This is a genomic window from Vibrio sp. Makdt (assembly GCF_027587015.1).
Taxonomy (GTDB): domain Bacteria; phylum Pseudomonadota; class Gammaproteobacteria; order Enterobacterales; family Vibrionaceae; genus Vibrio; species Vibrio chagasii_B.
In genome coordinates this window covers 38,240-52,905 of sequence record NZ_JAPPTH010000021.1, presented here as the reverse complement: position 1 = coordinate 52,905, position 14,666 = coordinate 38,240, and the positions used below count along the sequence as shown (strand labels likewise).

At 43.6% G+C, this 14,666-nt stretch carries 11 protein-coding genes; 9 read left to right on the top strand and 2 right to left on the bottom strand.

What is annotated here, in order from left to right:
• Nucleotides 1-3 precede the first annotated feature (3 nt).
• The 3 genes from OH460_RS21055 to OH460_RS21045 all read left to right on the top strand — a co-directional run bounded on the left by OH460_RS21055 (nt 4) and on the right by OH460_RS21045 (nt 3,349).
• Nucleotides 4-1,566 (top strand): TadE/TadG family type IV pilus assembly protein, encoded by a 1,563-nt coding sequence (locus OH460_RS21055; protein ID WP_269999441.1) that lies wholly within the window; start codon nt 4-6, stop codon nt 1,564-1,566.
• Between the two features lie 8 nt (nt 1,567-1,574).
• Nucleotides 1,575-2,210: an OmpA family protein gene (locus OH460_RS21050; protein WP_269999439.1), complete on the top strand. Its 636-nt coding sequence runs from the start codon at nt 1,575-1,577 to the stop codon at nt 2,208-2,210.
• A gap of 197 nt (nt 2,211-2,407) precedes the next feature.
• Nucleotides 2,408-3,349 carry a sensor domain-containing diguanylate cyclase gene (locus OH460_RS21045; protein ID WP_269999438.1) on the top strand — a complete coding sequence of 314 codons (942 nt, stop codon included), beginning with the start codon at nt 2,408-2,410 and terminating at the stop codon, nt 3,347-3,349.
• Nucleotides 3,350-3,429: 80 nt separating this feature from the next.
• On the opposite strand, the gene OH460_RS21040 is transcribed toward OH460_RS21045, so the two are convergent.
• Nucleotides 3,430-4,689 (bottom strand): adenylosuccinate synthase, encoded by a 1,260-nt coding sequence (locus OH460_RS21040; RefSeq protein ID WP_269999437.1) that lies wholly within the window; start codon nt 4,687-4,689, stop codon nt 3,430-3,432.
• Nucleotides 4,690-5,462: 773 nt separating this feature from the next.
• On the opposite strand from OH460_RS21040, the gene OH460_RS21035 reads away from it, so the two are divergent.
• The 4 genes from OH460_RS21035 to OH460_RS21020 all read left to right on the top strand — a co-directional run bounded on the left by OH460_RS21035 (nt 5,463) and on the right by OH460_RS21020 (nt 10,231).
• A complete protein-coding gene (locus tag OH460_RS21035) occupies nt 5,463-6,380 on the top strand; it encodes a LysR family transcriptional regulator (protein WP_269999436.1) in 918 nt (305 codons plus the stop codon).
• 221 nt (nt 6,381-6,601) lie between these two features.
• On the top strand, nt 6,602-7,564 hold the full coding sequence (dmeF, locus tag OH460_RS21030; RefSeq protein ID WP_269999434.1) for a CDF family Co(II)/Ni(II) efflux transporter DmeF: 963 nt from the start codon (nt 6,602-6,604) through the stop codon (nt 7,562-7,564).
• Nucleotides 7,542-7,958, top strand: coding sequence for a MarR family winged helix-turn-helix transcriptional regulator (locus OH460_RS21025; RefSeq protein ID WP_061031436.1), 417 nt, complete (start codon nt 7,542-7,544; stop codon nt 7,956-7,958). The genes dmeF and OH460_RS21025 overlap by 23 nt, the downstream gene beginning before the upstream one ends.
• A 563-nt stretch (nt 7,959-8,521) precedes the next feature.
• Nucleotides 8,522-10,231 (top strand): methyl-accepting chemotaxis protein, encoded by a 1,710-nt coding sequence (locus OH460_RS21020; RefSeq protein WP_269999475.1) that lies wholly within the window; start codon nt 8,522-8,524, stop codon nt 10,229-10,231.
• 224 nt (nt 10,232-10,455) lie between these two features.
• Here the strand turns inward: OH460_RS21020 and OH460_RS21015 are convergent, their stop codons facing one another.
• Nucleotides 10,456-10,695 carry a PAS factor family protein gene (locus OH460_RS21015; RefSeq protein ID WP_008217643.1) on the bottom strand — a complete coding sequence of 80 codons (240 nt, stop codon included), beginning with the start codon at nt 10,693-10,695 and terminating at the stop codon, nt 10,456-10,458.
• Nucleotides 10,696-10,973: 278 nt separating this feature from the next.
• Here OH460_RS21015 and OH460_RS21010 point away from each other — a divergent pair, with 278 nt between their 5' ends.
• Nucleotides 10,974-11,969, top strand: coding sequence for a DHH family phosphoesterase (locus tag OH460_RS21010; RefSeq protein ID WP_269999431.1), 996 nt, complete (start codon nt 10,974-10,976; stop codon nt 11,967-11,969).
• Nucleotides 11,970-12,436: 467 nt separating this feature from the next.
• The gene (locus OH460_RS21005; protein WP_269999429.1) at nt 12,437-14,626 is read left to right on the top strand and encodes an immunoglobulin-like domain-containing protein; all 2,190 of its coding nucleotides are present in this window, start codon (nt 12,437-12,439) and stop codon (nt 14,624-14,626) included.
• Nucleotides 14,627-14,666 lie beyond the last annotated feature (40 nt).

The window sequence follows — 14,666 nt, the reverse complement described above, 5'->3', positions numbered from 1 at the left end:
GAAATGAAAATTCAGCATGAACGTCATATCAATCGTCAGTATCTCAGTCTACAAAGACAGCAAGGTGTCGCCGCAGTATGGATGGGCTTATTGCTTGTTCCTATCATGGGAATGACCTTTTGGGCAGTCGAAGGTACACGCTACGTGCAAGAGACCAGTCGACTTAGAGATTCCGCAGAGGCTGCGGCAATAGCGGTGACTATTGAAGATCAGCCTGATCTTGCGCGTGGATTAGCAACTCAATATGTCGAGAATTACGTGAGGGACATTAAGTCTACCAATCTTTCTGCACAGAGATTTCATCAAGCTGAAGATGAGGGGGCAGGGATTCTTGAATATATCCAATACACGGTTAATGCAAAGACCACTCATGACTCTTGGTTTGCGAGCAGTTTTATCCCTTCGTTTGATGAGCAGCAAGATCTTGCTGGGCGCTCATTAGCGCGAAAGTACCCCGTTTACCTTGGTGATAACAACATCGACATAGTGTTCGTATCAGACTTTTCCGGCTCGATGGATGATAGGTGGGGGTCAAGTCGTCATAAAAAAATTGATGATTTGAAAACGGCCATCGATCAGATATCTAGCAAGATCCTGTGCACATCGACTGACTTAGAGTACGTCGATGGTGAGTGGAAAGAGGTGTGTGATGAACCTGGAGAAGACACCACCGGAGATAAGCTACTTAACCGAGTGGGCTTTGTGCCTTTTAATGTGAGAACGAGGGAAATCGTCTCAGGTGGTCGAGCGAACGCGACCAGTCAGTTGAGTTATAAACCCAATTATAAACCCAACGTGTCCCCTTATTCTTACAATGATGTTAATTGGGATTATTGGCGTGCGTATTCGCAGAATGAGGTACTTAATTGCGCGAATTGGCAGTCCTACTGCCCAAGCCCAAAATCGGACAATCAAAAGTACGCTAAGCGCATCAAGGATGTGATCTATTTAGATAACTATCACGTTGCTGACGTATACAACTATGTTGATTTATCGACGTCTGTAGCCACGATGTTTACGGACAAGTCGGGGTTAAGACCCAACTTCTATGGTGTGAATGGAACGGATCTTTTTAACGCTCATGGTTCTTCAAGTTCAACGCAGTTTAAAAACATTCGATTATCGAACAAATTGTCCGATCTAAACCCGATTAGTTCTATGTGGGCAGACGGTGGTACCGCCGCCTTTCAAGGGATCTTAAGAGGCTCTCAAATCCTTAAGGATGGCGATCCAAATAGCTCGGATGACGAAGAACAGCAAGCATACAACAAGAAAATCAAGATGTTGCTTATTTTGAGTGATGGTCAGGAAAGCCCTAATAACGGCATTCTTAAAGGGCTTGTTGATAGAGGCATGTGTGACAAAGCAAGAGAGGAGATACCTGGCTTATATATTGGTGTCATCGGTATCGACTTCCGTGCTTCTCAGCAAAGCGGTTTTCAAGACTGTGTTATCGACCCAAATGAAGACATCATCGACGTATCTAACCTTGATGAATTGATTGAAAAGATAGAAGAACTCATCCGTAAAGGCTCAAAAACAAGCGGCATCACTAAGTTGTATTAGAGGAAAATATGAAAAAGTTAATGATCGGTTCCATTGTCCTGTCGACATTGCAATTTAGCCTTCACGCCAATGCGGAGGACGGGATAAACGTTTATTGCGACACGGCATTCAGTGAATATCAACACAGTGTGAGAGTTGATGATGTTGTTGGTGTCGCGCAGCACAGGTTGGGGGCGCTACAAATAGAACAGCAATCCGATAGCAACGAGTTGAAACAGGCATTAGCCCGTCAATCGAGTCTAGGTATCAATAAAACCGGATGTAAGACTTGGATCAGCAGCCAAGAGCGCCACGGATTGTTGGCTCGAATCCACTTTGGTTTTGACCAACACAGTCTAACACCAATGGGCAGCAAAGCACTGAGCCAGCTCGCTATTGAATTACAAACCAGTGGCAGTTCGGTCACGGTGGATGGGCACACAGACAGCACTGGTGATGAAGGCTACAACCAAGCTCTTGGTATGCAAAGGGCGTTGACGACTTCGGATGCGCTCACCGTAGATGGTGTAGACAAGCATCGCTTGGTCATTCGTTCATTCGGAGAAAGCAAGCCTATCGCCTCTAATGAAACCGTAGAGGGAAGAGCAAACAACAGACGTGTGGAAATATCGGCCTCAAAGGACGCTGTTGAATTAACAAACTAGGAGTATTAATGCCTCTTAGCTTTTTAACTAGCGCGATATAGAGAGTCAAGCAGGGGATTAGCGGCCGGGTGTCGCTAATTACTGTCGTCCTTGGTCACAGTAAGCCTGCTTAAATTCAGAGCCCTTAGAGTTTTTGTTATAACGGACGCTAATGAATATTCAACAACATTTAATCGTTTGAAACTAAAGAAATATTAATGCTTTTTGATAAGTTCTCTCCCGAAGGGATGGAAAACAATATCGATGTAGATACTTGGATATCTATATTGGACAACATATGCGACATCATGGACGCATCGAATGCGGGGATCATCACGGTCTCCGATTTTACTTGTTTGGGTTTTGAGAGCGTTTTGTGCTCTTCAACCAAGTTATGCGAGTTACATAAGAGTCGAATTAGTTGCTTTTGTGAATATGTATATAAAGAGAATCGCACGGTTTATTTGAGTGGTTGTGCTTGTGGCGAATCAAACTCTGAGAGGGAAACTGACAACTACAAGTCCTTTTGTGGCATCCCCGTAAGTGGCATAGACGGCGAAGTGTTTGCTATTTTATTTGTGTTCGACTTAAGCCCGACCCAGTACACGGACAGCCAAGTAAGCCTGATTGAGAACATTTCAACCTTGCTACGGTCTGAAATCCTCTTGAAAGAAGAAAGCCGGATTTTATATAAAAACAGCCACTTCGACATCATGACGATGTTGCTCAATCGAAGAGGGTTCTTTCATGAGTTCAACAAAGCAAACATTGATGATGGAGAGATCGTTTGTCTCTATTTTGACTTGGATAATTTAAAGTACATCAATGATACTTACGGGCATTTTAAAGGTGACGACTATATTTCTGGCTTTGCTTCGTGCATAAGAAACCACATCAAATACAACACGATACCGGCGAGAGTGGGTGGTGATGAGTTCATTGTTGTTATTCACTCAGAAGATCCCGGATACGCTTGTGAATTGGTTCGAAAAATTCATGCAGATTTTCATGAGTTCATTGAAGGGTTTCGCGGTGATGATGATGTTCCATTAGGGTTTTCCTACGGGTGTGGAACTTCTGATTCTCAAAGTTTGAACATCATAAACTTGATCAAGTCATCAGACGAGAACATGTATCGCAATAAGAAAAATAAGCTGTAGATCTTATCGCTTCTAGGTGCAAATCGCAGATACTAAAAAGCCCACTAATGTGGGCTTTTGCTTGTTTAATTTGTCTAAGACTAAGCTCGAATGATCATCTGATCGCGCTCAGGACCAACCGATACCATTACAACTGGTACACCCATCAGCTCTTCGATACGAGTTACGTAATCTTGCGCAGCTTGAGGGAGGCTTTCAAAGGTGCGACAACCCGTGATGTCTTCGTCCCAGCCTGCCATATCTTCGTAAACAGGTTTAAGCTCAGCCGTTTGTGGCCAAATTGGGTTCTCTGTGTGCTCACCTGAGTAAGCCGTACAGATCTTAAGTTCAGCCAAGCCAGATAGGCAATCGATCTTAGTGAGAGCGATTTCTGTCGCCGCTTGAAGCTCAACGCCGTTACGCGTCGCAACAGCATCAAAGTAACCCATATCACGTGGACGACCGGTTGTAGCACCGTATTCATTTGAGCTTTCGCGGAAGCTGTCTTGTTCTTCCATCGCCGTAACTAGAGTACCTGTACCCACAGAAGAACTGAATGCTTTAGCAACTGCAATAATACGTTCAGGGCGAAGGGCTGGTAAGCCACTACCGATACCTGCGTATGCTGCAGTTACATTTGATGAGGTTGTCCAAGGGTATTCACCGTAAACCAAATCACGACCCGCACCGAGCTGAGCTTCAAACAGTAGGTTTGCGTCTTGTGCTTGGAGGGCTTTAAGAGGCTCAGTCACGTTACAAATGAATGGACGCCACGCTTTAGTCACTTCAAGTAGCCACTCCGTCATCTCAGAAGCAGTCTGAGTGAAGTCACATTTAGGGTAAAGCGCATTGAGTTGAGGCATCTTCCAATCAAGCATGAATTGAATGCGTTGCTCAAGAACTTCTGGTTGATTTAGCCAGCCCACAAGGATGCCTTTTTTCATCACACGGTCGCCGTATGCTGGCGCGATACCTTGACGAGTCGAACCGTAAGCAGCATCACCTAAGCGTTCTTCTTCAAGCGTATCTTCTAGTGCATGTAATGGTAGGCAGAGTGTTGCGCGATCAGAGATAGCAAGTTTCACGTCAATGTTTGCCGCTTTAACTTCTTCAATCTCTTGGCTTAGTGCCGCAGGGCTAATCACCATACCTGGGCCTAGAACGGCGGTACAGTCAGGGTTAAAAATACCACTAGGAAGTTGGTGCAGTTTGAATGTACCGAAGTCGTTAACCACGGTATGACCAGCATTGTTTCCGCCTTGGAAACGGATGCTCGCAGATGCTTCAGCTGCTAAAAAATCGACGATGCGGCCTTTGCCTTCGTCACCCCAGTTTGCACCCACAACAACGATAGATGGCATAAGTTTATCTCCTGACTGATTGAGAAATCATGTTAGTGCTGCGACGTGGATAAGAGAAATTAATTATCTTTATAATCTTGATAAGGATTCCATATGGCTCTAAAGTCTTAACCACAAATAAGATTCCCTATCACGTTCGCTCCTTACCGTAGGGAATGACGGAGCAGCGGGACTGTGAAATAGAGAGTGACGCGTTTGTAGTTCTTTGTTTTGGGGGTGATTAACCGAACGTTCACTCGATTTGTTAGCGTCATTCCAGAACCGAGGAACGAGGTATCAGGAATCTCAAACCACAAGCGAGATCCCTTATTACGTTCGTTCCTTACAGTAGGGAATGACGGAGCAGCGGGACTGTGAAATAGAGAGTGACGCGTTTTTAGTTTTTTGCTTTGGTAGTGATGAACCGAATGTTCACTCGATTTGTTAGCGTCATTCCAGAACCGAGGAACGAGGTATCAGGAATCTCAAACCCCAAGCGAGATTCCCTATCACGTTCGTTCCTCACTGTAGGGAATGGCTGAACTGGTGGATTGTGAATATAGAGAGTCACGCGTTTGTAGCTCTTTGCTTCGGATGTGATTAACCGAACGTTCACTCGTTTTTGTTAGCGTCATTCCAGAACCGAGGAACGAGGTATCAGGAATCTCAAACCCCAAGCGAGATTCCCTATCACGTTCGTTCCTTACCGTAGGGAATGACGGAGCAGTGGGACTGTGAAATAGAGAGTGACGCATTTTTAGTGCCGAACAATTGGAAGTAACACAAGAGAGAAGATGATGCTTGATATTAATTTGTTGAACACGTTTGTGACGTTAGCCGAACACAAACATTTCGGTAAGGCGGCCAACGCTCTACATATGACACAGCCAAATGTAAGCTTGCATTTAAAACAACTTGAACAACTGACACGCATCAAGCTGATAGAAAGAAGCCCATTTCAGCTAACTCAAGCGGGCGAAAGGCTCTTAGAGACCAGCCAAAGAACCTTGCTTGAGTTGCAGGTATGTCAGGCTGATCTCAATGCGATTAATGACCTCAAAATTGGCACGCTAACCATTGCGGTTAGTGACATTATCTCTCGATTTTTATTGATTCGTCCTTTCCAGAAATTTAAAGCGCAATACCCGGGCATCGACCTCACATTGCTCAATACCACCTCATCTCAAGCATCGAGTTTGGTGAAGAACGCTAAGGCTGACCTTGGCTTTGTGATTGCGAAAGAGCAGCAGAACGAGTCGCTCTATTTTGCCAAGCTTCAAGAGTTATCATGGTGTGCACTAGGGGATGGTTTGGATCCTCAAAATTCTGACAATTCAAAGGATAATGATACTCAGAATGATGAAGTCGATTCTGAACTGACCTTGATCCTTCTGGGTCATGATACGAGAACGCGTGACTTCATCGATGAAGGTTTACCCAGTTTGAATCTACCCAATCACAGAGTCATGGAAGTAGGGAGCGTCGACGCACAAATTGACTGGGCGGAGGCGGGGTTTGGTGTCGCTATCATTCCTGAGTTTGCGATCTCAACTAAGCAACACCTTAAGTCCAAGGTTACGCCATTAATCAACTTTTCTAGCACCAGCCTTGGTTATATCGTAAGGCAGAACCAAGTCTTATCGAAAGCCACAAAGCAACTTTTGGGATGGGTGAATGATGAGATTACATTGCTACAAACAAACGTTGATTAGCTTATCAAGATAGCTCGCGTACCTTTCTATAGAAGAATCCAAGCCCACTCCATGTGGGCTTTTTTGTCGCTGCCGTTTACGTCACAAGAAATACCGTCTTGACAATGTTTGACTATCAAACTAAATTTAATGATATTAATTTGATAGTCAAACTACTTGTTCGTCAAAGTAGTTTGACTGATCAGTAGCATTAACTTTGAACACAAGCTAAGGACACCAATTTGAGCTTTTCAACCCACCATCAACACAACTTCTCTTCACATAACAGCCAAGGTGAAAAGCGCACTTTTTATGTCCTGCTACTGACAGTCACGACTATGTTTATCGAAATCATTGCAGGTACGGTTTATGGTTCGATGGCATTGCTTGCAGATGGTTGGCACATGGGCACACACGCAGCAGCGTTTGGCATCACTTTGTTTGCTTATCGTTACGCAAGAAAACATGCCGATAGTGCTCGTTTCTCTTTTGGTACAGGTAAAGTGAGTGTGTTAGGGGGCTACACCAGCGCGATTGCTTTGGGTATTGTGGCTCTTTTGATGCTGGTGGAATCGATACATCGCTTGTTCAACCCTCAAACCATTCAATTTAATGAAGCGATTATTGTGGCTTGTATTGGTCTTGTGGTGAATGTTGTCAGCATGTTTTTGCTGGGGGACCACCATCACGACCATGATCATGGACACGCTCACGGGCATTCCCATAACCATGGAGAAGAACATCATCATAGTCACAACGGCCATCATCATGACCACAATCTGCGTGCTGCGTATATGCACGTTCTAGCGGATACGTTAACGTCGTTACTCGCAATTGTCGCGCTGCTGTTTGGTAAGTTTTATGGTTGGAACTGGTTAGATGCAGTGATGGGGATGGTCGGCGCGCTGGTCATTGCCAAGTGGACCATGAACCTCATGAAGCAGACTAGCCCAATCTTATTGGATGAAAACATTCATCAGGAATATCGTGATTCGGTGATCGAGACGCTATCACCTTATGCTTCTGTGACAGATTTTCACATGTGGAAGGTGAGCGGGCATCACTATTCAGCGGCGATTACTCTTGAATCAATCAGTGACAAATCCGTTTCTGATTATAAACAAATGCTCGCCAAGTTTGATAAGATAAATCATCTTACTCTTGAAGTGCACTCAAACGGCCATGCAAAACATAGAACAGCTTAACCAAATATTGACTGAGTTCTACGACAAAATGTCTTCGTGGGAGCAATCCGTTGTTAAAGAAACGGGTTACTCGCTCGCACAGGTCCATACGATTGAAGTGTTGGGTATGCATGGCGCGTTGCGAATGAAAGAGCTTGCTGAAAAGCTTGGTATCACAACAGGCACACTCACTGTTCAAATTGAGAAGCTGGTAAAAGCAGAGTTGATTGAACGTCATGAGCACCCAACTGATCGACGAGCAATTGTGGTTGCTTTGACTGGTGAAGGGCAAAAGATCCACGTTCACCATAACCAACTTCACCTAAATCTCGTCAATGAGCTAACCCAAGGCATAGAAGAACAAGACAAAGCGGTGCTATTGAAGTGCTTAACCCAAATGGTGAAAGCTTTTTAACGTGTTCCAGGTTATTCGCTCGCATCCAAGGGCGTGCGAATTTGTGTGTCACAAGATGAACTTACAAAGCCGACAGTGATGTCGGCCTATTGCTATTTGGCGAGCGGTTACAACGCTCATTGATTAGTGACTTGTTTTTTAAAATTAAGTACTTATCACTTGGAAGTGATCTAAACAAAAGGGGCGGTGAGAAAATCTCCAAATCCCTTTATTTAAAAGGTGTCAGAGATGTTTTTAACGTTTGTATCAAACATGAGAAACCTTTGTATCCCAATTTTATAATCTTGCTAATGTACATCGTACTAATTTGTGTTATTGATAATTTTAACTTTAATGGGTTTTGCTATTTGCATTTTCAATGAATGTGCAATGGCGAAATATAGGGGCAAGACAGCCTCTGTAAAGCGCCCATTATTGGTAAAAAGATAAAAATAACGAAATAGCATGGGCGAGATAAAACAGTCAGACGCCCAGCCTTAGATACCTAAATTTAGTAAAGACGAGTCACATCTATGGATATAAAGAAAAAGCTCTATTCATTGGGAATGTTTTCCATTTTCGGCATGGTTTCATTGCTGTTCACCACTTCACAATTCGCAGATACGACTGCTCAAATGAGCGAAGCTAAACAAATCACCAAAGAACTCGAAGTTCGCCTGCTTAACCTGCGCCGTAACGAGAAAGACTTCTTGTTGCGAAATGATATGAAATACCTAGATAAGTTCGACGTGAACTACAACAAGTTTTTGGCTTCAGAGTCACAGCTCAATGTGGTTCTGAATGATCTAGGGTTGGTAAACAGCACACACTTACGTGAAGACATCGAGACGTACCATACGAGTTTCGTTGAACTGGTAAAAGCAACGGAAGTCTATGGACTCACGAGAGACAAAGGTCTTTTGGGACTGTTTCATGAAGTGCTAGATAGCATGAGTGCAACCGCGAGCGCTGAGCAAAAAGTAGAGTTCTATCTTTTTAATGATCTGATTGAAAAGGGTACCTTTGATCCGAGCATGCTTTCTTTAAGCTCGAGTGCCTTGCTAGAGACAGCAAAGCAAGTGGTTGAACAGAAGAAAGTTATTGGACTTAAGCACAATGAGGGCCTTCTTGGGGAAGCACGCTCTGGTTCACATGTGATTGAGACTCAGTTTAAAGAGTTTTCAGCAGTGCTCGACCAAGAAACTCAAAAGGAGATGGACAAACTATCGCTGATCAACAACATCCTTTGCGTCACATTGCTTGTGTCGATCATTTTGTTCAGCTGGTTAATCGTTCGCTCTATCATTGGTAAAATTGAATCACTACTTTCAGTGATCCGCAATATTGTCGATTCCAACGATGTGTCAATACGTTCACACCTTGATGGTAAAGATGAGTTGAGCACCTTAGGTCAATACTTCAACCAATTGCTTGATCAGCTTGAAGGCTTGATTTCTGCCTCTCAATCTAAGTCTCTACAACTGACTCAAAGTACCTCTAATATGCATGATGAGCTTGAGTCAGTAATCAAACAGTTTGAAGTTCAAGCCAACCACACCTCAACCATGACAACATCCGTTCAAGAGATGGTATTAACGATTGGTGAAATTTCAGAAAGTACTTCAGTTGCTGCAGAAGGCGTTCAACAAGCGAAAGTGAACGCAGACAAGGGGCGTGAAGTGGTGGTCGATACCATCAACAACATTACTCAGTTGTCTGAACGTCTATCAAGCAGCCAAGATTCAATCAGCTCACTGAACCATCATGTTGATCAAATCGGTGATGCAGTCAACATTATCCAAGGCATTGCTGAACAAACTAACCTACTAGCGTTGAACGCTGCAATTGAAGCAGCACGTGCCGGTGAGCAAGGGCGTGGCTTCGCAGTGGTAGCAGATGAAGTACGCGCACTAGCAAGCAGAACACATCAGTCGACGACAGAGATAACCTCGGTGGTAAGTGCGATTCAAAGCCAGATGCAGGCATCGATGACTGAAATTGGCGAGTGTAACCAGCAAGGCCAGCTAACGCTTAAAGATTCAGAAGAGCTGGATGCTAGCCTGCAACTTATCTTAAGTGACATGCAGAGCATTCAGGGTAACTCTGAACGTATCGCGTCAGCAATTGAAGAGCAGGGTGCTGTAATGGCACAAGTGAGTGATTCCATTACAGAGCTGAACACCATCTCTAATGATAACAATGCATCAGCTCAACACTGTTTGATTGAAGTCGATAAAGTCGCAGAGCAAGCGAATGATATGGACCAAGCTGTAGCGCAGTTCAAGACGTCGTAAGTTCCTCAGGATAAACCAATACCAAAGGCGCGGATCATCTGCGCCTTTTTTGTGTCTGGCGTTTAATGGATGATGCTTCTAACTGAATATGTGAGTGATGTGTATGAATTATACTGTGAATTAGTATGACCATTAGAGATCATTACAGTGTGAAGAAACGACCCGTGGGGGGAGGAGCTGGGTCGTTTGAGCTTAATGATTGATAATACGGGATTCCGTGGAGGTTATTTGCTTCGACCTTCTAGCACGTCAAGTGCAAGTTCAACCGCTTTATCAATGTTGTCGCATCCGGCTAATTTCCCTGAACTGATAGGCCCAAGCACATTAGCGTATAACGAGAGCTGCTTATTAAATGGCAGGCTCAACTGCTCATATAAACGCTGGCGAATCTCGGCATGCTGCTCAGGAGCGTGGGCAGCAAGGCTTTTTAAAGTGTCATAAACAAGAGTGGTAGTAGTGTTCATTCGTCTCTATATCATCAAGTGGGAGATGCTTATTTTATAATCTTTTGCTCACAACTTGCTGTGATATATGTCATACAATAAGTCAAATTATCGATAGTTTACGTTAACTTTTGTTTCGCTAGAAGTTTATCAGAATAAGGCATTCCAAAATGGACTTAAGTATCTATGAAATAAGGTTAAAATATTTGTTATCTATTAAGCTTACTCATATCTTCACGATACAGTCCGAACAAATATCGTTATTGTGAATGGTTGAATCTCACTGGAAGAGGAACAAAATGCACTACGACGTATTCAATGGGGATGCAGATGGCATTATCGCATTATTGCAATTGCGCTTGCATGAGCCAAAAGAGAGCACACTTGTCACCGGTGTTAAGCGTGATATTAAGCTAGTCTCGCAAGTGCTTGTTCAACTCACGGAGCAGGATCCCCAAAGCGACATTACATCGGTGACTGTTTTAGATGTTTCAATGGAGAAGAACTTAAGCGAGTTACGTTCGCTGCTTGATAGTGAGATCAACGTCTTCTACTGCGATCATCATCGTACGGGAGAAATACCGAAGTCTCATTACCTCGAAACCTTAATAAACACTGCACCGGAATGTTGTACCAGCTTGTTAATAAATCAAAAGCTAAAGGGTGCGTATGTGGCATGGGCAATAGCGGCGGCATTTGGTGACAACTTAAAAGCAGTGGCGACTCGACTTGCGTTAGCAACTGGTTTTGACCAACCACAAATCGACTTTTTAGAGGAGCTCGGAACTTTGGTAAATTACAACGGATATGGTGCGTCATTGAGCGATTTGCATTTTACGCCTGTTGAACTTTATCAACGCCTTTACCAATACCCAAATCCGTTTGCTCTGTTATCTGATGTAAGTTCCGTGTTTTATGAACTTCGCGATGCCTATAAGAGTGACTACCAAGAGCTATCTGGCTTAAACCCAATATACGAGAGTAACGTTGCAAGAGTGTTTGAACTGCCAGCCGAGACTTGGGCAAGACGAATTAGTGGTGTATTTGGAAATGAAATCGTTAACCAAGATCCTGATCGAGCTCAAGCCGTATTAACGAAAAATCCTGATGGCTTGTCTTATACAGTGAGTTTACGAGCACCTTTATCAAATAGGACTGGAGCCGATGAAGTTTGTTCTAGTTTCGATACGGGAGGTGGAAGAAAGGCAGCTGCTGGAATTAATCAGCTTAAGGAAGTGGACAAGATGAATTTTGTTGCGCTTATGGAGCGATATTATTCATCTTCTGGTGATTAGCTTGGTGAGTAATGTTTGATTTTTTATCTCAGAATAAAGAATTAAGTCTAGTGTTCCAATCCGATGTGTACTTTTTAAATACACGAAAGCTGAACGATTTTGATTTTTTAGTGATATCACTCGCAAACTTAAATGTCTTTAATATCAGTGCTTTTAGAGCCTTTATTCGAATTGGCTCATTAAATTAACTTTACCTAATATATCTTAATTTTTATTGTGAATTAACTGCGTTTTATATATTCATAATATCAATCAATTTTATTGAAAAACCTCTGATTTAGCATTTTAAATTGAATGAAAAGTCAAAATCATATTGATTCTAATATTCAATCTGTGACTTAAAATCACAAGTTAAATCAAAGGTCGTTTTTTCCTATAAATTCCATTACTTCTCTATAAATATTCATGATTAAAATGAATTGGTTCGGTTGTGATTGGCACAGCTGTTAAGTAAGGAAGTGGGACTAATGTTAAAACGTAAAGCTCTACAATTAGCAGTATCAGTCGGTATGGCGGCCATGTCGGGCGCGGTTTATGCAAATGGATCTGACATGACGAATCCAGATTCAGGTGTCGTCGTTGGTTATTGGCATAACTGGTGTGATGGTGGTGGTTACCAAGGTGGTAATGCGCCATGTGTAACGCTGGATGAAGTGAACCCGATGTACAACATTGTGAATGTCTCATTTATGAAAGTGTATGACGTGGCGGATGGTCGAATTCCAACTTTTAAACTGGACCCTACTGTTGGGCTTTCAGAAGAACAATTTATTGACCAAATTTCAGAACTCAACAAACAAGGTCGCTCTGTGCTAATAGCTTTAGGTGGTGCAGATGCACACGTAGAGCTTGAAACAGGTGATGAAAGAGCCTTTGCTGATGAGATTATCCGTCTTACGGAGCGCTATGGTTTTGATGGTCTAGATATCGACCTAGAACAAGCAGCAGTAACCGCAGCAAACAACCAAACCGTGATTCCAGATGCCCTTAAGCTAGTGAAAGATCACTACCGTGCTGAAGGCAAAAACTTCCTTATTACTATGGCGCCAGAGTTCCCGTATCTAACGACGGGTGGTAAATATGTCCCTTACATCGATAACTTGGAAGGTTACTACGATTGGATCAACCCGCAGTTTTACAACCAAGGTGGTGACGGTATCTGGGTTGAAGGCGTAGGCTGGATCGCACAAAACAACGATGCATTAAAAGAAGAGTTCATCTACTACATCTCTGACTCACTAATCAACGGCACACGCGGTTTCCATAAGATCCCGCACGACAAGTTAGTGTTTGGTATCCCTTCAAGTATCGATGCTGCAGCTACTGGTTTTGTGCAAGAGCCACAAGATTTGTACGACGCATTCGATAGCCTAACGGCGCAAGGTCAGCCTTTACGCGGTGTCATGACTTGGTCTATCAACTGGGATATGGGTACTAACAAAGCCGGTCAAGCGTACAACGAACAATTCATCAAAGACTACGGTCCTTTTGTTCACGGTCAAGTGACACCACCACCGGTAGAAAGTGAGCCTGTATTGAAAGGTATTGAGAATACGCGTGTTCTTCACGGCACTGTATTTGATCCAATGGAAGGCGTGACAGCAACAGATAAAGAAGATGGTGATTTAACTTCATCAATTGATGTTGAAGGTTACGTTGAAACCAGTGTTATCGGTACTTATGTTCTAACCTACCGCGTGAAAGACAGCGATAACAATGAAACAACCAAAGCAAGAACGGTCGAAGTTTACAGCCAAAAACCTGTATTCGATGGCGTGTCTGATACTACTGTCATGTTAGGTAGCGCATTTGATCCGATGGCTGGTGTGACTGCAAACGATGCTGAAGATGGTGACCTAACAAGTTCTATTACACACACTGGTAGTGTCGATGTGAATGAAATGGGCAACTACACGCTTGTATACAGTGTGACAGACAGTGCTCATCAAACCGTCACTGCTGAGCGTAAAGTGTCAGTGACTGATGGTTCTAACTGTGCTGCTGCATGGGATGCCGACACTGTTTATGTTGAAGGTGACCAAGTATCACACGACGGCGCGACTTGGGGAGCTGGCTGGTATACCCGTGGTGAAGAGCCAGGAACGACAGGTGAGTGGGGCGTTTGGAGAAAGGTTTCAGACAGCTCATGTGGTGGAAATCCTAATCCAGGTGGTGACCCAGAACTGAACGTATCTGGCCTTCAGTCGGAATACGTACTAGATAACGGCAATGTACGTTTACAATTCACACTGACATCAAACGAAGCGTTAGATGTAACAGCTATGGTGATTAACAGCGCAGGTACTGTAGTAGAGCTGACCAAAGTTAACCTAACTGACAGTCGTGCAATAACAATGGATCTGTACGATGTAGCCGAAGGCCAATACAAGCTTGAAGTCGTTGGTAAAGCAACAGACGGCGAAATGGTGATGGTCGATAACTCATTCGCTATCAAAGAAGAGGGCGGTACAACGCCACCTCAAGGTGATTACCCTCCGTATGAAGCCGGAACGAACTACGAAGCGGGCGATATTGTAGTCGGCAGTGACAATGGCTTATACGAATGTAAGCCTTGGCCATACACAGCGTGGTGTGCAAGCGCATCTTATGCTCCAGGAGATAGCCAATACTGGCAAGATGCTTGGACAAAGCTTTAGTCTTATAGCTTAACGCTAGCAATATAAAATAAACGACCAA